This is a genomic window from Serratia sp. (in: enterobacteria), assembly GCF_046715635.1.
Taxonomy (GTDB): Bacteria; Pseudomonadota; Gammaproteobacteria; order Enterobacterales; family Enterobacteriaceae; genus Chania.
This window is the reverse complement of the sequence record NZ_JBKJYW010000152.1, coordinates 1-20,702: the sequence shown is the minus strand read 5'-3', so window position 1 is coordinate 20,702 and position 20,702 is coordinate 1. Positions and strand designations below refer to the sequence as shown.

The following is a 20,702-nucleotide window of genomic DNA, read 5'->3' as shown; positions in this document are numbered from 1 at the left end:
AGAGGATTGAAGGGGATTAATGACTGCTGACGCGTTGGGCTATCGGCAGCGCTGGGCTTTCCGCGGCATCTTCCGCCAAGCTCAGGTCGCGATCTCTGACTTCAGGCATCAATATCGCGGCCAGCAAGCCGATCACGGAGTACAGGATCATCATGACGGCGATTGGCCACCAGGAGTCGGTCATATTGCAGAAGATACCGGCTAATACCGGGCCGAAGCCGACTGCCACCAAACCACCGGCCTCTTTGGAGATCGCCATGCGGGTAAAGCGGTTACGTGAACCAAACATTTCCGCCATGGTGATGTTTTCTAGCGCAAACAGGCCCAGCACCGCGACGTTATGGATGATAATGATCGAGGCCATAATCACGTTCACCTCATTGGTCTTGTCCACAATCATCGAAATCATTGGGTAGGCCAGAATGATGGCGGAGATATTGACCAGGATATAAGGTACCCGGCGGCCGATCTTGTCGGAGAGCCAGCCAAGGAACGGAATGGTAATAAAGCCAATGGCGGAGCTGATCATCAAGGCGTCGGTTGGGATGGCCTTCTCAAACAGCAGGGTTTGCACCAGATAACCGGCCAGGAAGGTCTGGATCAGACCTGAGTTGCCTGCTTGGCCAAAACGTAGCCCGGTAGCCAGCCAGAAGGATTTGCTGCTGAACATTGCCGACAGCGAATGGGTATTGTCAGCCACGGCGTGAGCCGGTGTTGCGGTAGAGCCATCGTCGTTAACCTTTTCAAACACCGGGCTTTCTTTCAGGTTCATACGCAGCCAGATGGCGAACAGCATGACGACCACGCTGGCCAGGAAAGGTACGCGCCAGCCCCAGGCCAGCAGCTCTTCTTTCGACAGGAAGAAGAACATTACGGCCCAGATGGCGGTTGCCGACAGCGTGCCACAGTTGGTGCCCATGGCCACCAGTGAGGAGATAATCCCGCGTTTACCCTTAGGGGCGTATTCCGCCAGCATGGTTCCGGCGCCGGATATTTCCGCACCGGCACCCAGCCCTTGAATAATACGCAGTAACACCAGTAACAAGGGGGCGAAAATACCAATTTGCGCATAGGTTGGCAGCACACCGATTAAGGTGGTGCAGATCCCCATCATGGTAATGGTGATAAACAGCACCCTTTTACGGCCGATGGTATCTCCCATGCGTCCAAAGAAGAAGGCACCCGCGATACGGGCGATATAGCCCGCGCCGTAGGTTCCCATCGCCAAGATCAACGCCATGGCGGCGGACTGTTCCGGGAAAAATATTTCATGGAAGACTAATGCTGCACCAAGCGAATAAAGCTGAAAATCCATAAATTCCAGCGCGGTACCAAGCCAGCCGGAAACGGCCGCCTTGATCAGGTCCGAGGTACTTCTTTCCGGCTGAGTGTTGTCAATTTTTGCGTTCATCATTGTTCTGTTCTCTGCAAATTGTTGTTGTAAGGACGGCAAAGATGAGGTTCAGAAGCCCCTGTTTCCTTCCCGCTACAGCAGGCCGTAGCGGGAAGGTGGTCAGGTCAGAATTTCAGTAAAACCTTGCAGCACTGCTTTTGGTCTTTTTCGAAGATCTCCATCGCGTCAAGCACTTGCGTAAACGTAAACTGATGGGTGATCAACTTCTCTGGGTGGATCTGGCGTTGCGTCATCCAGGCAATCACCTGCGGGAAGCGGTTGCTGTTGAGGCGTGAGCTGTAAATCGAGATCTCTTTGCTGGTAATGGCTTGCTGGCTGATCACGCAGGGTTCGGCAGAGAAGCCCATAATGCCAATGCGTGCAGCGGGAGAAGCCAAGCCGATCGCCTCCGGCAAAATGGCCGGGTGGCAGGCAGCATCGATGATCAGCGTTGGCCGGATGCCGAGCTTTGGTAACTCGCTGGCCAAATCAAGCTGGCTGTTGTTGATCACCACATCCGCGCCGTTGGCGGTGGCCATAGCCAGGCGCTCATCGATACGGTCAGCCACCACAATCTGTTTAACGCCGTAAACGCCGCGCAGCGCCTGAATAGAGGTGAGGCCCATCGGCCCGGCACCATACACCAATGCCACATCTAACGGGCCAGGTTGCAGTTGGCTACAGATGTTGGCGGCAATGGTGAAGGGTTCGACCATCGTGGCATCGTTGTCTGGAATGCTGTCCGGAACTAGATGGGCATTTTTGGCCGGTAGCGTGACATATTCGCTGAATCCGCCGTCACGGTGAACGCCAATGACCTGCAGTTCGGTGCAGACGTTTGGCCTGCCCACCGAGCAGGGATAGCAATGGCCGCAACTGACAACCGGATCGCCCACTACACGTTCTCCGATGCGCGACGGATCGACACCTTCACCGAGAGCGTCAATATGGCCAAAGAACTCATGGCCGATCACGCGCGGATATTTGGCAAACGGGTTATGGCCGCGATAGATATGCACGTCGGAGCCGCAGATCCCAGCGCTAGCCACACGGATCCGGACTTCACCTTGCCGCGGCGATGGTAACGGGCGCTCTTCAATCACTAATTGCCCTGGCTGTTGAACAGTAATGCTTTTCATAGAAATTCCTCGGTTTACCAGTTCCACAGGGTGCCGTCTTCCAGGCGCGCTACCGGCAGGTAGGCTGGATCGTAGGGATATTTGGCCGCCAGTTTTTCGTCAAACTCGATGCCCAACCCTGGTTTTTCACCTGGATGCATATAGCCGTTGTCGAACGTCCAGTTATGTGGGAACACTTCCAGCATCTGTTCGGAGTAGCCCATATATTCCTGCACGCCGAAGTTCGGCACCCACAGGTCAAAGTGCAACGCCGCCGCCATGCAGATTGGCGAGAGATCGGAAGGGCCGTGAGAGCCGGTACGCACCTGATACAGCGAAGCGAAATCGGCGATACGGCGCATGCCGGTGATGCCCCCGGCGTGGGTGATGGTGGTACGGATGTAATCGATCAGCTGCTCTTCAATCAGCTGTTTGCAGTCCCAGATGCTGTTGAACACCTCACCGACCGCAATCGGGGTCACGGTATGTTGGCGGATCAGGCGGAAGCATTCCTGATTTTCAGCCGGGGTAGGATCTTCCATCCAGAACAAGCGGTATTGCTCAACGCTTTTGCCAAAGCGGGCTGCTTCGATCGGCGTCAGGCGGTGATGCATGTCGTGCAGCAGATGTTCGTCAAAACCGAATTTGTCACGCACGGCTGCAAACAGTTTAGGGGTGAAATCGAGGTATTTCTCGGTTGACCACAGTTGCTCTTCCGGCCAGTTACCTTTGGTGGCGGGTTCATACGCCAAGCCTTTGCCCTTGGCCATGCCGTAAGTGGTTTTCATCCCTGGTACGCCGCATTGTGCGCGGATCGCCTTGAAGCCCAGTTCCTTATGCTTGGCATAATCGTCCAGCACTTCGTCAATCGAGTGGCCGGTGGTGTGGCAATACACCATGACGCCGGTACGTGAAGCGCCACCCAGCAACTGGTACAGCGGCATATTGGCCGCTTTGGCTTTGATATCCCACAGTGCCGTATCTACCGCAGAGATGGCCGACATGGTCACCGGGCCACGGCGCCAGTAAGCACCTTTGTAGAAGTACTGCCAGATATCTTCAATTTGGTGAGCATCACGGCCAATCAGCTGCGGGCAGACGTGGTCTTCCAGGTAAGATGCCACCGGCAGTTCACGGCCATTCAGGGTCGCATCGCCGATACCGGTTAGCCCGCAGTCGGTAGTGATCTTCAGGGTGACGAAATTTCTTCCCGGGCAGGTGACAAACACCTCGGCTTTAACAATTTTCATGACTTCCACATCCTGTTGTTGCTGATAGCGTATGGGCAGAAATTAACCTTGAACTAACTACCATACAAGTATGATTTGTGAAAATTGCCACTGGAGATCACATTTATGGGTGGATCGCAGACATGGGGTGGCCGTTTTAGCATGAGGTAAAAAGAGGGATGTGGGTTCGCAGCTGTGTTCAGGCGCGGGAGTTAATTTGTAGCACCAGCCCCTCACCCCAACCCTCTCCCGCAGGGAGAGGGAGCTGATTTGGTGATAAGGTCAGGTGTGGATGATAATTTGTAACTCGGTAACCCCATAAATTAGTTAAGTTTTTTACGATGCTGCGGTTGAGCGCAGGTGCTAATTTGTAGCACATACTGTCCCCTCTCCCTGTGGGAGAGGGTTAGGGTGAGGGGCGTTACGCCGGGCTAAAGCTTGCTCGATCTGAGCGCGTGGCTTATTTGCTTATTCCAGCAGATCGCAATTTGGCGGTAAGCGGCACTCGATAGCATTAGGCAGCACCTCAATGCGGAAATCACGGCCCTTCAGCGGTTCGCCATCAAGGTTAAAGGTGATTTCATGCGGTGCGGAGATCTCCACCCACGGCAATGAGGCATCAACCACGTTGCTGTTTTCCTCACCGCTAAACAAGATATTGACCAGCGTAGGCAGCAACTCTTCGGCAGTGAGCAGGCGCACCTGCAATAAACCATCGTTGATCAGTGCGGCAGGGCAAAGTTTCTGCCCACCTCCGGCTTGTCTGCCGTTACCGATGCCGATCACTAGCGCTTCTCCGGCCCAATGGAAATCTGGCCCACGGATCTCACAGCTGTCGGCTTTCAGCGCATCCAGGCGCAGTAGACCATGGATGAAATAAGAAACGCCCCCCAGTGCGGCCTTCAGTTTGTCCGGGGTTTCGGTGGTGATGCGGGTGCCAAAGCCGCCGGTTGCCATATTGATGAAATAGCGCTCGTCATTGACCTTGGCCAGATCGATCGGTACCGCTCGGCCCTTGATGGCTAACTGCAAGGCCAAATCTGGCTGTAGGGGAATAGCGCAGGCGGTAGCAAAGTCGTTGGCGGTACCCAGCGGCAGTATGCCTAGTATTGGGCGCAACCGCGCAGGGAGTTGTGCCAATGCGGCAGCGACTTCGTTGATAGTACCGTCGCCGCCACCGGCGATCACGGTTTCCACCCGCAGTTGGCTGGCCTCTTTGACGTAACGAGCGGCATCTCCCTGTTCCCAGGTGACGCGGACATGTAGGGTCTGGCCCTCATGGCGCAGCACGTTCACCGCTGCGCGAACTTCCTCATTGCCGGAGCTTTTACCATTGATGATAAGCAGTGCTGGAGCATATTGGTGCATTCCTGATCCTTGTGGCGAAAAACGAATCGGCTGTCAAACGGTGGTCAGGTGGGTTTCCCAGTGGCTAGACCCTATCCCAAAACGTTAACGATAAACCACAAGCCAGTGGCGGGCCATAAGAATATTCAGGTAATGCCGAGTTCGGCTCGGCAGGGTATTTATATAGTCAATGCCTAATGGGGGTAATATCTTTCTTTCACGCGAGTTAAGCGTTGGTATTAATGACCTTATTAATCGCTATAGAATAATTTATATATTGCAGAGAAAATGATTAGCCGTTTAGTGCAATGCAAGAAATATCCTAAAAAATGCCAATGAAATTCTCAACTGATTGAAATTAAATGGGATAAAAAAGAAAAGGCCAACCCAAGGGAGATTGGGCTGGCTAAGGAGGTGGTTCCTAGTATTGCTATGCAAATATTTCGTTATTAGTTTTAAGCAGCCTGATAATAACCAAGCTGCGCACTAATTGATGTGATCTGATTCTAATATTTGCCAAAAATTGCCACCCAGTTGGGTGGCGATAAAATCTTAGCCGTTCTGGCTATCGTCCTGCGGCAAATTGCGGATCAACAACGCATAATTGAGGTCGATATCCTCGGGGATTGGCAAATAAACGATATGGCCGTTGCCCGGAGCGACATCGATCGTCTCGCCTTTTTTGTTTTGCAGGTTTTCCAGGGTAAACAACACGTTACCTCCTGGCGTCATCATCTCTACGCTGTCACCGACCAGGAATTTATTTTTTACATCCACTTCCGCCCAGCCGTTACGGCGCACCCCGGTAAACTCGCCGACAAACTGTTGCAGTTCGGAAATGGAGGAGCCGTAATCATAGTTCTGGTGGGCATCGTGCGTATGGCGGCGCAGAAAACCTTCGGTATAGCCACGATGAGCCAGGCCTTCCAGCGTGGTCAGCAGGCTAGGATCGAAAGGTTTGCCGGCAACGGCATCGTCAATGGCACGGCGATAAACCTGTGCAGTGCGGGCACAGTAATAAAATGACTTGGTGCGGCCTTCAATTTTCAGCGAATGTACGCCCAACTGGGTGAGCCGCTCGACGTGCTGGATAGCTCGCAGATCTTTTGAGTTCATGATGTAGGTGCCGTGCTCGTCCTCAAACGCGCTCATGTACTCGCCGGGTTTTTGCGCTTCGGAAAGCATAAAGACTTTATCGGTCGGCGCGCCAATGCCCAGCGTCGGCTCGACGTTTTGCACTGCGATGGGCTCATGCAGATGCACGATGCTGCCGGTATCGTCTTCCTTGCCTTCTTCTGCTTTGTACTGCCAGCGGCAGGCATTGGTGCAGGTCCCTTGGTTGGGATCGCGTTTGTTGATGTAACCGGAAAGCAGGCACCGGCCAGAATAGGCCATGCACAGTGCGCCATGCACGAAGATCTCCAGCTCCATTTCTGGCACTTGGCTACGGATTTCCGCCACCTCATCCAGCGAGAGCTCGCGGGAAAGGATCACCCGCGTCAAGCCCATCTGCTGCCAGAACTTCACCGTTGCCCAGTTGACCGCGTTAGCCTGCACCGAGAGGTGAATGTCCATCTGCGGGAAGGCTTCGCGCACCATCATGATCAAACCGGGGTCGGACATGATCAGCGCATCCGGGCCCATGTCGATCACCGGTTTCAGGTCACGCAGGAAGGTTTTCAGTTTAGCGTTGTGTGGCGCGATGTTAACCACCACGTAGAATCTTTTGCCTAACGCATGAGCTTCGTTAATCCCAAGCTGCAGGTTCTCGTGGTTAAATTCGTTGTTGCGTACTCGCAGGCTATAACGCGGCTGGCCGGCGTAAACCGCATCGGCACCGTAGGCAAAGGCGTAACGCATGTTTTTCAGCGTTCCCGCCGGGGAGAGGAGTTCTGGTGTAAACATAGTGATTCTCGGTCTGATTTCAGGTCAGCACCACGCCACCCAATGGCGCAGTGAAAGCGGGGGATTGTAGCGGCAGCCCGGCAAGAAATCAGCAATTAACCGGAAATTCTCAGGGGAGATTGATCTTCATCATCAGAAAAACCGCGCGGCAGTGGATACCGCGCGCAGGCCGGATAATATTTATGCACTTAAATCGCGCACGTCAGTGGTAGGGCCATTCTTGATCACCGACTGAATACCGCTTTTTGCTGCACTATCTGAACTGTACATCTGGCTGGTGCCAATCACCTGATGGTTTTTGGCTTTCAGCACGAAATAGGGTTTGTTATTGCTACTGATTTTCACTTCAAACTGCGCTTCATGAGGCGAATTGGTTTGCACGGACGCAATGCCGTTTTCCGCCGAGGCTTTGCTGGCATACATCTCGCTGGCAAGAATGATCTCGCCATTGCTGGCCTTCAGGTTGAAGTGATACTGCCCGTTGCTCGATTTTGTCAGTTCATAATGTCCGGTTGCCATGGTCCTGCTCCTGATTAGTGCCAATAAGTGAGATAAGTGTAGCTAATGTCTCGGCAAGCGTTTTTTTTAACGGTGAAGTAATGCGTATCAGTGCACAGAAAGGGGGGGTTTTTTGTGCTGATGGTTTGAACAGAAAGGATTGCATGGTTAAAATTCGTTCTGGTAAAAACGAATAAAATCAGGTGAGCTAAGGCGCTGTGTTTAATACCGCTTCACCAAATGCTTGAGACAGGTGGGAGTCATTGCAGGTTAGCCGACCGTTGAGCGCCGGGATGCGCGATACCAGCCCCCATCGACGGGTTCACGGCGTGTCGGCGTTCTGTATGACTCCCATCTGTAGTACGACTAGCCGCAGCCATTTAGTTTTTGCATCAAGATTAAATGGGCTTAAGTTTTGGCCGACATCGGTTTCATGGAGGTGTGCATGGAAAGGACCACTAAGCTTTTTAGAACGGGCAGAAATCAGGCGGTGAGATTGCCTATGGAGTTCGAGTTTGATACGAGCCAGGTTTATATTCGCCGTGATGAGCAAGGCAATGTCATTTTGTCGAAACAGCCATTGGAGACTGACTCTTGGCAGCCGTTGCTGGCAATGTTGCAAAATGTGGTAGTGCCGGGAAATTTCTTGGCGGCTGAAGATCGCCTGCAAGGTATTACCGAGCGGGATCCATTTAACAACAGATTTTAAGTCGTGGTGCAACCATGTTCGCTTCGAGCCAATCCAATTATTAACCAAACGGGCGCAGCAATTGCAGCGCCCCTAAAGGGTCGCGGAGCTTGAGGTGGAAGACTGGACGCAGTGAGCGTCACAGCCCATTGACCAGCCGGCACTGTTCGGCTTCCCAGCGGTAACCCACCCCGTAGACCGAACGGATAAACGCTTTGTCGCCGTCGATCAGTTCCAGCTTGCGGCGCAGGTTCTTGATATGGCTATCGATGGTGCGATCGGTCACCACCCGGTAATCATCGTACAGATTGTTCAGCAACTGTTCGCGTGAAAACACGTTGCCTGGCTGACAAGCCAGGGTTTTCAGCAGGCGGAATTCCGCTGGCGTCAGATCCAGGATATGGCCCTGATAGCTGGCCTGAAAGCGCGGCTCATCAATATGCAACAGTGAATCATCATCGCTATGTTCCGCAGGCCGATAGCAACGGCGCAGAATGGTTTTCACCCTGGCAACTACTTCACGTGGGCTATAAGGCTTGCAAATGTAGTCATCCGCCCCGATCTCCAGCCCCAACAGGCGGTCGATCTCCTCGATTTTGGCGGTCACCATGATGACGGGGATATCGGTAAAGCGGCGTAGCTCACGGCAAAGGGTTAAGCCATCGCAGCCTGGCAGCATCAAATCCAGCAAAATAAGCGCCGGTGGATGCTCGTGCACCGCCGGGATCACCTCGCTGCCGTCGCTCAGCCAGCGGGTGGCATAGCCAGCGGCCTGCAGATAATCCACCAACAGCTGGCCCAGCTTGGGTTCATCTTCCACAATCATGATCTGTAGTGGCTGATTTTGGTTTTCCATCAAATAACCTTATTATTCACCAGAGATGGGGAAATCTACTGTAATGCGCACGCCGCCTAAAGGCGAGTGTTGTGCGCGGATCTCGCCGCCATGCGCCTCCACAATGTTCTGACAGATGGAGAGCCCCAGCCCCGAACCGCCGCTGGCGCGGTTACGCGATCCTTCAGTGCGATAAAAGCGTTCGAAGATGAGAGCTAGCTGCTCGTCGTTCACTCCTGGGGCGCTGTCCTGCCAATAAATTCGCACGGTTCCTGGCAGGCGTTCAATACCAATCTCCAGTCGACCACCGGCATCGGTATAGCGCTGGCTGTTTTCCAACAGGTTGTTGAATAACTGGAGCAGTCGGTCAGGATCGCCAAACAGTGGCATCTGCTCCGGCAGATAGGTGACGATTTCCAACTGCTTGGCATGAAAACGCTCACGGAAGGCCGCCACTGCGATCTGCACCAGATGTACGCAATCTACCGGCAATTTACGGTAGGCGAGGGCGCCGAGATCGGAGAGTGACAGTTGGTGCAGGTCGTCCACCAATTTGGTGAGGGTTGAGACTTCCGCCTGTAGCGAACTGAGCGAGGCTGGTGTGGGTTGGCGAACACCGTCTTGCAGCGCCTCCAACTCGCCACGCAGTACTGCCAGTGGGGTACGCAACTCGTGGGAAACATCCGCCATTAGCGCCCGCCGCATCTGTTCGTTCTTTTCCAGTGAGGTGGCAAGCTGGTTAAAATCCTGCGCGAGCCGGCCCAGCTCATCTTGGCTGCTGACCGCCACCCGAGCGCTGAAATCACCCGCTGCCAGCCGATGAGTGCCGCCGACCAGGCGTTTAACCGGTGCCAGCAGGCCGCGCGACATCAGCCAGGTCACTGCCGCCGCCAACAAGGTGGATAGCCCAACGATCATCCAACTGGTGCGCCGCTGTTGGCGATCGAAGTTGATGTCCGCATTGCGCGTCAGTTTTTCCGGCGGGGTTGCTACCACCCAACCGACGATCTGATTGTTGTAATGAATCGGGTGGCGGGTACTCTCTTTAGGGATCGGGCCGGAATGACCCACCAGCCGGTTATACTGGCTGTCCACCACCCAGAACTGGGTGCGCCAGCCCTTGGGGGGCAGATTGTGGCTGCTGTCGCTGTTCTGCTCAAACGAACGCATGATCTGATACACCACCTGATCGTTGTTACGCAGAAACTCCCAGTTGCCGTGGCGGCGAAACTGATCTTCCAACGCGTCGCCGAGCATGCTGATGCGTTGCTCATTGCTGTGTTTGATATAGTCGATAAACCCCCGTTCAAAGCTGACGCGTACCCCCCAGTGCATAGTGATCAACACCAACATGCAGGTGGCGAAGATAGCCATAAACAGCTTGCCGGTTATGCCAATTCTCATTGTTTCCTCGTGGAGCCAGTGCCCGGCTCTTTGGTCAACGTACGGTTGGGGGCGATGTCGGTCGGTACGCGGGCGAAAGCCAGCGCCGGCAGGGCAATAATCAGCGCCATGCAGCCATAGCTGTAGATAAAGGCGTTGTGGATAGCCGGGCTATCGGCCACCACCTGATGATGCGCGAAGCTACCAATCAGGATGCCGGCAATGCTGACGCCCAGGCTCATGGCAAGCTGCATCACCATCGACAGCAAGCTGTTGCCGCTGCTGGCCAGCCGGTCGGGCAGATCTTTCAGCGTCAGGGTATTCATGGCGGAAAAACGCAGGGAGTTAACCATACCTTGGAAGAACAGCACCAGCGGCAGCAGATAAACCCAGCCCAGCATCGCCACCAGCGGAAAACTCAGGGTCACCAGCGCCAACATCAGCGTGGCGGCCACCAGCACATTACGGTAACCGAAGCGATTCACCACCTGCACCACGATGCGCTTCATGCCCATGCTGCCGATGATCATCGGGATCATCATCAACCCGGCGTGGAACGGGGAAAACCCCATGCCCACCTGCAGAAACAACGGTGTCATAAAGGGCAACATACCGCTGCCAATCCGCCCCAACAGGCTGCCGGTCAGGCCGACGCGATAGGTTTCCGTCTTGAATAACCGCAGTGAGAACAGTGCCCGGCTGTTACCACGGGCGTGCAACCAGTAGCCAGCGAGCGCAGCGCAACCCATCGCCACCAGTCCGGCGATGGTGGCAGAGGAAAGCCCCATGCCTTTATGCCCGTCGAGCGCCAGCGTCAGCGTGGCCATGCCGATCGCCAACATGATAAAGCCGCTGATATCGAAACGCCGGGTCTGCATGGTGTAATTGGGCATCAGCAGCGCGGTGGCAATCGCTCCAGCGATACCCACGGGAATGTTGATCAGGAAGATCCAGTGCCAACTGGCGTATTGCACCAGAAAGCCCCCCAATGCTGGCCCCATCAGCGGGCCGATCTGGCCGGGCAGGGTGACGAAGGTCATCGCCGCCATATACTGTTCACGCGGGACGATTTTCATCACCGTCAGCCTGCCGACCGGCACCATCATCGCGCCACCGATGCCCTGTATCACGCGGGAGGCCACCAGCTCATTCAGGGTTTCCGAACGGGCGCACAGGATCGACCCGAGCGTGAACAGCACGATGGCGCTGAAGAACACCCGTTTGACGCCAACCCGATCCGCCAACCAGCCGCTGGCGGGCAGCATCACCGCCACCGTCAGCACATAGGAGACAATCACCGACTGCATGCGCAGCGGGTTTTCCCCCAGGCTGACCGCCATGGAGGGCAACGCGGTATTGACGATGGTGGTATCCAGCGTCTGCATAAAGAAGCCGAAAGCCACGATCCACAGCTGCCATTGCACCGAGGTGGACCCTGGCGGGGCGCTGGGTTTGATGCTCATCTCATAGGCCCTTTCTCTCCCGCATTACTGCCGATCAGTGAGGCAGCGGCGTCAGTTTTTCACCGCGACGGAACTTCATCTGTAAGCGGTCAAAGTACAGATAGATCACCGGCGTGGTATACAGCGTCAACAATTGGCTCATCAGCAGCCCCCCGGTGATGGTGATCCCCAGCGGTTGTCGCAGCTCCGCCCCGTCGCCGCTGGTCAGAACCAGCGGCAAGGCGCCAAATAGGGCAGCCAACGTTGTCATCATGATAGGGCGAAAACGCAGTAAGCAGGCTTGGAAGATGGCCTCACGGGCGCTGATCCCGCCGTTGCGTTGCGCATCCAGGGCAAAATCGACCATCATGATGGCATTCTTTTTGACGATACCAATCAACAGCATAATCCCGATTAGCGCAATCAGGCTAAACGGTGCGTCAAACAGTTCCAGCGCCAGTAACGCCCCAACCCCGGCAGAAGGTAGCGTAGACAGGATGGTCAGTGGATGGATATAGCTCTCATACAGTATACCCAGCACGATATACACCGTGGCGATGGCGGCAGCGATCAGGAACAGCTGTGATTGCAGCGTTTCCTGGAACACCTGCGCGGTACCGGCAAACGAACCTCGCACGGTGGAGGGGACTCCCAGCTGCGTCATGGTACGTTCGACGGCCGCTGTCGCTTCAGACAGGCTGCCACCGTCCGGCAGGTTGAATGAGATGGTGGAAGCTGCGGACAGCCCCTGATGGTTCACCGCCAGTGGTGCGTTGGCTGGGCGCCATTGGGCGAAATAAGACAGCGGAATTGGCTGACCGCTGCTGTTGATCACAAACATTTTGTCCAGCGAGCTGACATCCTGGGTATAGGGCGGAGCCACCTCCATCACCACTTTGTATTGGTTCAGCGGCTGATAGATGGTAGAAATCTGACGCTGTCCGAAGGCGTTGTTGAGCAGGTTGTTGGCGTCGTTGACCGAAATGCCCAGCCGCGACATGGTTTCGCGATCGTAGGTCAGATCCATTTCCGAGCCTCTGTCCTGCTGATCGGAGTTGACGTCCGCCAGCTCTGGCAACGCCGCCAGCGCGGTGCGGATCTTCGGCTCCCATTCGCGCAGTGCGCCCAGATCGTCGGCCAACAGCGTGTACTGGTAGCTGGCGTTGGCCTGCCGTCCGCCGACGCGGATATCCTGCACCGCCATCAAGAACAGGTTGGCCCCCGGCTCTTTCGCCAGTTTGGCACGCAGGCGGGCGATCACCTTCTGGGCATCATCGGTACGTTCCGACAGCGGTTTGAGTGAGATAAACATCGAGCCGCTGTTGGTACGCGAGCCGCCGGTGAAGCCGGTGACGTTATCCACATCCTTGTCTTCCCGCACGATCTTCATAAAGTTCTGCAGCTTGACGTGCATTGCCTGGAAGGAAATGCTCTGGTCGGCCTGGATAAAGCCCATCAGGCGGCCGGTATCCTGTTCCGGGAAGAAGGTTTTTGGAATGCTGATATACAGCCAGACGTTGATGGCGATGGTGGCCAGGAACACTGCCAACACCCAGCGGGAATGGCCCAGCACCCAGTTGAGCGAGCGACCATAGCCCTGCTGTAAACTCAGCAACATCCGGCCAAAACCCCGAATACGCCGCTGTTCGCGCGGTGGCTGGTAGCGCAGCAGATAGGCGCACATCATCGGCGTCAGCGTCAGCGAAATCAGCAATGAAAGCCCGATCGATACCGAAAGCGTTACGGCAAACTCGCGGAACAGCCTACCCGGCAAACCGGCCATAAACAGCAAGGGGATAAACACCGCTACCAGCGATACGCTCATGGAAAGCACGGTGAAGCCAACCTCCCGTACCCCTTGCAGGGCGGCTTTGATCGGTTTCATTCCGGCCTCGACGTGGCGCGAAATATTTTCCAGCACCACGATGGCGTCATCCACCACAAAACCGGTGGCGATGGTGAGCGCCATCAGCGACAGATTGTTCAGGCTGAAGCCGCAAAGGTACATGGCGGCAAACGAACCGATCAGGGAAACCGGTACGGCCACTGCCGGGATCAGCGTTGCGCGGCCAGAGCGCAGGAAAATGAATACCACCAGGATCACCAGCCCGATGGCGATCACCAGTGATTGCTCTACTTCGGCCAGCGAGGCACGGATCGTCGGTGAGCGATCCTGGGCAATACTCAGTTCGATCGAGGCGGGGATGTTCTCCCGCAATGCGGGCAACTCGGCGCGGATACGATCCACGGTTTGAATGATATTGGCACCGGGAGCACGGCTGATGGTCAGAATGATGGCCGGTTTGGCGTTGGTCATCCCGGCGTTGCGTACGTCCTGGACCGAATCGATGACGTTGGCCACGTCGCTCAACCGTACCGCCGCGCCGTTGTTATAGTGAATAACCAACGGCTGGTAGGCCGCCGCGGTTTTCAATTCGTCGTTGGCCTGGATCTGCCAGCGCTGCTGCGGGTCATCCACCGCGCCTTGCGGGCGGCGCACGTTGGCATTGGCGATAGTTTGCCGTACTGCATCCAGTGAAATCCCCTGGTTGAATAAGGCACCGGGATTAAGCTCCACGCGCACCGCAGGTAAGGAACTCCCGCCGACCGAGACATCGCCTACGCCTTCCGTCTGGGCAATTTTTTGCGCCAGCTGAGTTGAAGCGAAGTCATATAGCTGCCCTTGGTTGTAGGTATCCGAAGTCAGCGTCAGGATCATGATTGGCGCGTCGGACGGGTTGATCTTGCGATAGGTGGGCCGGCTTGGCATCCCGGTAGGTAACAGACTTTGGGCGGCGTTAATCGCAGCCTGAACGTCACGCGCAGCCCCGTTGATATCGCGATCAAGATCGAACTGTAGGATCACCCTGGTACTGCCAAGTGAACTCGTCGAGGTCATTTCATTCACCCCGGCGATCCGGCCCAGGGCCCGCTCCAACGGTGTGGCCATCGAAGAGGCCATGGTTTCCGGATCGGCGCCAGGCAACGAAGCGCTGACCAGAATGACGGGGAAATCCACCTGTGGCAGCGGTGATACCGGCAGCAGCCGAAAGCCAATCACCCCGGCGATGGTGATCGCCAGCGTCAACAGCGTCGTGGCGACCGGCCGGTAGATAAACAGGGCGAAGAATTTCACGGCTGCTCCTGCGGTTCTGGCTGGCGGCGGGTATTGCGCGCCAATTTATCAAACAGCAGGTAAATCACCGGCGTGGTGAACAGCGTCAGGATCTGGCTCATCACCAGGCCACCGACCATACAGACGCCCAGCGGGCGGCGCAGTTCGGCCCCGACGCCGGTACTCAGCATCAGCGGCAATGCCCCCAGCAGCGCGGCCAGCGTGGTCATCAGGATTGGGCGAAAACGCAGCAGACAGGCCTGATAGATGGCGTCGTACGGCGTCATGCCTTGCTCACGTTCGGCGGCCAGCGCAAAGTCGATCATCATGATGGCGTTCTTTTTCACGATGCCGATCAGCAAGATGATGCCGATAATGGCGATCACATCCAGTTCATGACCGGAGAGCATCAGCGCCAGCAGGGCCCCGACCCCGGCGGTTGGCAGAGTAGAAAGAATGGTCACCGGGTGGATAAAGCTCTCATACAGCACGCCCAGTACGATATACATCGCGACCACCGCCGCCAGGATTAGCCACAGTGTGCTGCCAAGCGCAGCCTGGAACGCTAGCGTGGCCCCCTGGAACTGGGTGGTGATGTCTTTGGGCATGTTGAGGTCTTTCTCTGCCTGAGTGATCGCCTCTACCGCTTCCCCGAGCGAGTAATTACCGGCCACGTTAAACGACACGGTGGCCGACGGGAATTGATCGAGATGGTTGATCGACAGCGGGCCAAAGCGCTCTTCTATTTTGGCGATGGTGCTCAATGGCACGATGGTACCGTTGCTGCTGGTCAGGCGGATATCGTTTAACGCGGAAAGCCCTGGTGTGCTGGAGACATCATGCTCCAGCACCACCCGATATTGGTTGGCTTGGGTGTAAATGGTTGAAATCAGGCGCTGACCGAAGGCGTTATACAGCGCGCTGTCGACATCGCTCATGGTGATGCCAAGGCGCGAGGCCGAGTCTCGGTCGACATTCACATAGGCTACCAGCCCCTGATCCTGCCAGTTGCTGGTCACTTCGGCCAGTTGCGGCGCCTGCTGCAATTCGGCCATTAACTTCGGCACCCACAGGCTGAGTTCATCCAGTGACATCGCCTGGAGGGTGAATTGGTACTGAGTTCGGCTCACCTGGGTGTCGATGGTCAGATCCTGCACCGGTTGCAGATACAGCTTCACGCCGGGGAACTGCGCCATCTGTTGTTGCAGGCGGGTAATGATCGCGGGGATGCGATCGCTCCGTTCGTTCAGCGGTTTAAGGTTGATCTGCAAACGGCCGCTGTTGAGCGTGGCGTTACTGCCGTCCACGCCGACAAAGGACGTCAGGCTCTCTACCGCCGGATCCTTGAGAATTTCGGCGGCGACCTGCTGCTGGCGCTCGGCCATGTTACTGAATGATACGCTCTGTGGCGCTTCCAGCGTGCCCTGAATGATGCCGTTATCCTGCACTGGGAAGAAGCCTTTCGGCATCAGCAGATACAGCAACACGGTCAGCGCCATAGTGCCGAAGACAACGCCTAACGTCAGCCACTGATGGTTCAGCACCACTTTCAACCACACGCCGTATTGGGCGATCACCCGCTCAAAGAAACGCTCGCTAGCGCGGGAGAAACGGTTTTGCTTGCGCAGCGACTCATGGCTAAGCATCCGGGCGCACATCATCGGCGTTAGCGTCAGCGACACCAGCGCGGAAATCAGGATCGCCACTGCCAGCGTCACCGCAAACTCGCGGAACAGACGGCCAACGATATCCCCCATAAACAGCAGCGGGATCAGCACTGCTACCAGCGAGAAGGTCAGCGAGATAATGGTAAAGCCGATCTCACCGGCCCCTTTCAGCGCCGCATCGAGCGGTTTTTCGCCTTTTTCGATATAGCGCGAGATATTCTCGATCACCACGATGGCGTCATCCACCACAAAGCCGGTGGCAATGGTCAGCGCCATCAGCGTCAGGTTGTTGATGGAGAAGTCGAGAAAATACATGACGGCAAAGGTGCCCACCAGGGAAAGCGGCACCGCCACGCTAGGGATAATGGTAGCGGGAACGTTACGCAGGAAGACGTAGATCACCATGATGACCAGAGCGATCGCCAGCAACAGCTCAAACTGTACGTCGCTGACCGAGGCCCGGATGGTGGTGGTACGGTCGGTCAGCACCTTCACATCAACCGATTTTGGCAGGCTCTTGATCAACTCTGGCAGCATCTCGCGGATGCTGTCGGCGGTAGTGATGACGTTGGCACCCGGCTGGCGCTGAATATTCAGCACGATGGCCTGCTCTTTATTGGCCCAGGCCGCCAGGCGGTTGTTCTCCGCGCCTTGTTCAATGGTGGCGATATCTTGCAGGCGGATAGCCGCGCCGTTCTGATAGGCGATAATCAGCTGACGGTAATCCTCAGCGGTTTTCATCTGATCGTTGGCAGAGAGCGTAACCGAACGCGTCGGGCCATCCAGGCTGCCTTTGGCCGAGTTGACGTTGGCGTTACTGATGGCGGTGCGAATGGTTTCGCTATCCAGCCCATAGGCGGCTACCGCCGTAGCATTGAGCTTCACCCGTACGGCCGGGCGTTGTCCGCCGGAAATGGTGACCAGACCGACCCCGGTAACCTGCGAAATCTTTTGTGCCACCCGGGTTTCCACCATGTCTTCTACCTGGGTCATCGGCATGGCGGTTGAGGTGACGGCCAGCGTCAGGATCGGCGGATCGGCCGGGTTAACCTTGCTGTAAATCGGCGGGTAGGGCAGATCGCTGGGCAGCAGGTTGGTGGCGGCATTGATGGCCGCCTGGACTTCCTGCTCGGCAACGTCCAGCGGCAGTTCAAGCTGGAATTGCAGGGTGATCACCGATGCGCCACCGGAACTCTGTGAGGCCATCTGCTTAAGGCCGGACATCTGACCGAACTGGCGCTCCAACGGCGCAGTGATCGCCGAGGTGACCACATCCGGGCTGGCGCCAGGGTAGAGCGTAACGATCTGGATGGTTGGGTAGTCCACTTCCGGCAGGGCGGAAACCGGCAGAGAACGATAGCCAATGATCCCGGCCAGCATGATCGCCAGCATAAACAGCGTGGTGGCTACCGGGCGAAGAATAAACAGGCGGGAAGGCCCGCCGCCGCTATGAGGGGACATCGACTGCATCAGGAGTTCCCCTGAGGTTTACCGCGGTGTTTCGGTTGTTCCGCGTCCGGGGTGGCTGCGGTTTTATGAGGAGCCACCACTTCAACCTGCATGCCTTCGGTCAGGCGGTCGATCCCGTCGGTAACGACGCGGTCACCCGCATTGACACCGGCGCTAATCACCACCTGCTGGCTATCCTGAATACCGGCGGTAACCAGATGCTTGCTGACCTTATTGTCTGCGCTCAGCAGCCAGACGAAGTTACCTTCATTGCCCATTTGCAGTGCAGCGGGTGGGATCACTACCGCATTTTGCAGGGTGGCGACCTTCAGCCGGGCGTTAACGAACTGATTCGGGAACAGCGCATCATCCTGATTATCGAAGCGAGCCTTCAGTTTGATGGTGCCCGTAGCGGTATCGATCTGGTTATCCAGGCTCAATAACTCACCGGTGGTTAACAACTGCTGGTTGGTGCGGTCCCAGGCTTCGACGCTCACGGGGCCAGCTTTCTGTGCTTTGACCAGATCGGCGATATTGCTCTCCGGCAGGGTGAAGACCACATCGATCGGATGCGTTTGGGTGATCACCACTATGCCGGTAGTGCTGCCGCTGGCGATGTAATTGCCCACGTCAACCAGCTTAAGGCCCACGCGGCCATCAATCGGTGCGGTGATCTTACTGTAGGTTATTTGCAGTTTGGCGCTGTCCACCGCCCCTTGATCGGCCTTGATCGCCCCTTCGGTCTGGCGAACCAGTGATTCCTGGGTATCCAGTTCCTGACGCGATACCAGATTGGTTTTCGCCAGTTGTTGGTAGCGGGCCAGATCTCGTTTGGCATTGGCCAGCGTCGCCTGATCTTTGGCCAACTGCCCCAGAGCCTGAGTTAATTGCACTTCGTAAGGGCGCGGGTCGATCTCAACCAGCAGGTCTCCCGCCTTGACCTGTTGGCCTTCGGTAAAGTGTATCGCCATCAATTGGCCATCGACGCGGCTGGTGACGGTCACGGTGTTGGCCGCGGTGGCGGTGCCCAATCCCGAGAGGAAACGCGGCACGCTCTGCACTGTGGCGGTGGCGGCCTGTACCGGAGACATCGGTGCCCCTCGTGGACCACCGGCTCGGCCTGCAGCTCCTGCTGGGCCTGAAGTTGCCTGGTGCGCACCCGGCGCTGCATCGGTAGCCTGTGGCGCGCTAAAGTGACGCCAGATCAGAATGGCGGCAAGCACCACGATAACTAGGGCTAGCAGGCGCAGTGAGCGGCGTTTGGGTTTTGTATTCATGGCGTTGGGCATTCTCTCCAGAGACAGTCGTGCGGGCAATCAGTTGCCAAAAGTGATACTCCTTACAGGATACTAGTTTAGCGAGCCGTCACGGTGTAAAAATGAAGGAAATATGGAGGAAGCGTCAGGTTTATCGGCGGAGAATGTCTATTTTACCAAAACAACGCTTAGCTAGACATTTTCTGACATATAACCGATTCGTTTTAGCGTTCCAGCCGCTTTCGCGCTAATAATTGAGAGCGAATTTTTTCTTTTCCCTCAGGAGCCACATCATGAGCAAGAAACCGTTGGGTCGTTCAGGCATTCAGGTCCCGCAACTGACCTTTGGCGGCAACGTATTTGGCTGGACGGCAGACGAGGCCACGTCTTTCAGCCTGTTGGATGCGCTGGTGGCCAATCAGCTGAATTTTATCGATACCGCCGACGTCTATTCGAGCTGGGCGCCGGGCAATCAAGGCGGTGAATCAGAAACGGTGATTGGTCACTGGCTGAAGAAAAGCGGCAAGCGCGACCAGGTGATCATCGCTACCAAGGTGGGAAAACCGATGGGGGAGGGCAAGCAAGGCCTGTCGCCACGTTATATTCGTCAGGCCGTAGAGGATTCGTTGCGCCGTTTGCAAACCGATTACATCGATCTCTATCAGTCCCATGATGATGACCGGGACACTCCGCTGGCGGAAACCCTGGCGGCGTTTGATGAGCTAATCAAGGCCGGGAAAGTGCGTGCCATTGGCGCCTCCAACTATCAGGCGGATCGGTTGGTGGAAGCGCTGAAAGTCAGTGAGCAAAACGGGCTGGCGCGCTATGAAACCCTGCAGCCGGAATACAATCTGTATGCCCGTGAAGGCTATGAACAGGCGTTGGAAGCGGTGGCGCAGCAGCAGGGGTTGGGGGTGATCAACTTCTTCTCACTGGCCAGCGGTTTTCTCACCGGCAAATATCGCAGCGCACAAGATGTGGGTAAGAGCCAGCGCGGGGATACCATCGTATCGCGCTATTTGAATCCGCGCGGTTTCCGCATTCTGGCGGCGCTCGATCTGCTGGCAGAGAAACACCAGACCACACCCGCGCAGATCTCGTTGGCCTGGCTGATTGCTCGCCCAAGCATCATCGCGCCCATCGTCAGCGCCACTTCGTTAACCCAGTTGGATGAGTTGGTGAGTGCTACGCATCTGCAATTGGCGGCCGAGGATATCAAGGCGTTGGATGAGGCCAGTGCCTGGTAAATTTCTGCGACGCGCCTCACCCCAACCCACTCCCACACGGAGAGGGAGTCAGATTTGTGTTGATTTATATTATTTTAAATCACCTAGACTTTTTTAGGTTGGATTGTATGGTGTTAAGATGCAGGCGCTA

General features: G+C 56.1%; 14 protein-coding genes. 2 read left to right on the top strand and 12 right to left on the bottom strand.

Annotated features, from left to right (window positions below):
• Window positions 1-16: 16 nt before the first annotated feature.
• From ACLQ7H_RS07490 to ACLQ7H_RS07465, 6 genes are all read right to left on the bottom strand, one after another.
• Window positions 17-1,411 (bottom strand): MFS transporter, encoded by a 1,395-nt coding sequence (locus ACLQ7H_RS07490; protein ID WP_411752150.1) that lies wholly within the window; start codon window positions 1,409-1,411, stop codon window positions 17-19.
• Window positions 1,412-1,518: 107 nt separating this feature from the next.
• Complete coding sequence (locus ACLQ7H_RS07485; protein ID WP_411752122.1) at window positions 1,519-2,532, bottom strand: Zn-dependent oxidoreductase; 1,014 nt, start codon at window positions 2,530-2,532, stop codon at window positions 1,519-1,521.
• Between the two features lie 14 nt (window positions 2,533-2,546).
• Window positions 2,547-3,761 (bottom strand): D-mannonate dehydratase ManD, encoded by a 1,215-nt coding sequence (gene manD / locus ACLQ7H_RS07480; protein WP_021178796.1) that lies wholly within the window; start codon window positions 3,759-3,761, stop codon window positions 2,547-2,549.
• 447 nt (window positions 3,762-4,208) lie between these two features.
• The gene (yegS, locus tag ACLQ7H_RS07475; protein WP_411752121.1) at window positions 4,209-5,108 is read right to left on the bottom strand and encodes a lipid kinase YegS; all 900 of its coding nucleotides are present in this window, start codon (window positions 5,106-5,108) and stop codon (window positions 4,209-4,211) included.
• 531 nt (window positions 5,109-5,639) lie between these two features.
• Entirely contained in the window at window positions 5,640-6,992 is a 1,353-nt protein-coding gene (yegQ, locus tag ACLQ7H_RS07470; protein ID WP_411752120.1) for a tRNA 5-hydroxyuridine modification protein YegQ, read from the bottom strand.
• Between the two features lie 180 nt (window positions 6,993-7,172).
• Window positions 7,173-7,511, bottom strand: coding sequence for a YegP family protein (locus tag ACLQ7H_RS07465; RefSeq protein ID WP_411752119.1), 339 nt, complete (start codon window positions 7,509-7,511; stop codon window positions 7,173-7,175).
• Window positions 7,512-7,935: 424 nt separating this feature from the next.
• Between ACLQ7H_RS07465 and ACLQ7H_RS07460 the strand changes: the two genes are divergently transcribed.
• Window positions 7,936-8,199 carry an antitoxin gene (locus ACLQ7H_RS07460; protein WP_411752118.1) on the top strand — a complete coding sequence of 88 codons (264 nt, stop codon included), beginning with the start codon at window positions 7,936-7,938 and terminating at the stop codon, window positions 8,197-8,199.
• 118 nt (window positions 8,200-8,317) lie between these two features.
• Here ACLQ7H_RS07460 and baeR read toward each other — a convergent pair whose 3' ends face one another.
• The 6 genes from baeR to ACLQ7H_RS07430 are packed head-to-tail and all read right to left on the bottom strand — an operon-like array spanning window position 8,318 to window position 19,346.
• The gene (gene baeR / locus ACLQ7H_RS07455) at window positions 8,318-9,034 is read right to left on the bottom strand and encodes a two-component system response regulator BaeR (protein WP_411752117.1); all 717 of its coding nucleotides are present in this window, start codon (window positions 9,032-9,034) and stop codon (window positions 8,318-8,320) included.
• A gap of 12 nt (window positions 9,035-9,046) precedes the next feature.
• Complete coding sequence (baeS, locus tag ACLQ7H_RS07450; protein ID WP_411752116.1) at window positions 9,047-10,417, bottom strand: two-component system sensor histidine kinase BaeS; 1,371 nt, start codon at window positions 10,415-10,417, stop codon at window positions 9,047-9,049.
• Window positions 10,414-11,859 (bottom strand): MFS transporter, encoded by a 1,446-nt coding sequence (locus tag ACLQ7H_RS07445; protein WP_411752115.1) that lies wholly within the window; start codon window positions 11,857-11,859, stop codon window positions 10,414-10,416. Before ACLQ7H_RS07445 ends, baeS begins: the two co-directional genes overlap by 4 nt.
• A 34-nt stretch (window positions 11,860-11,893) precedes the next feature.
• Window positions 11,894-14,974: a multidrug efflux RND transporter permease subunit MdtC gene (gene mdtC / locus ACLQ7H_RS07440; protein ID WP_411752114.1), complete on the bottom strand. Its 3,081-nt coding sequence runs from the start codon at window positions 14,972-14,974 to the stop codon at window positions 11,894-11,896.
• Window positions 14,971-18,090 carry an MdtB/MuxB family multidrug efflux RND transporter permease subunit gene (locus ACLQ7H_RS07435; protein WP_411752113.1) on the bottom strand — a complete coding sequence of 1,040 codons (3,120 nt, stop codon included), beginning with the start codon at window positions 18,088-18,090 and terminating at the stop codon, window positions 14,971-14,973. Before ACLQ7H_RS07435 ends, mdtC begins: the two co-directional genes overlap by 4 nt.
• Complete coding sequence (locus ACLQ7H_RS07430) at window positions 18,090-19,346, bottom strand: MdtA/MuxA family multidrug efflux RND transporter periplasmic adaptor subunit (protein ID WP_411752112.1); 1,257 nt, start codon at window positions 19,344-19,346, stop codon at window positions 18,090-18,092. Before ACLQ7H_RS07430 ends, ACLQ7H_RS07435 begins: the two co-directional genes overlap by 1 nt.
• Window positions 19,347-19,618: 272 nt before the next feature.
• On the opposite strand from ACLQ7H_RS07430, the gene ACLQ7H_RS07425 reads away from it, so the two are divergent.
• Entirely contained in the window at window positions 19,619-20,572 is a 954-nt protein-coding gene (locus ACLQ7H_RS07425) for an aldo/keto reductase (RefSeq protein WP_411752111.1), read from the top strand.
• Window positions 20,573-20,702 lie beyond the last annotated feature (130 nt).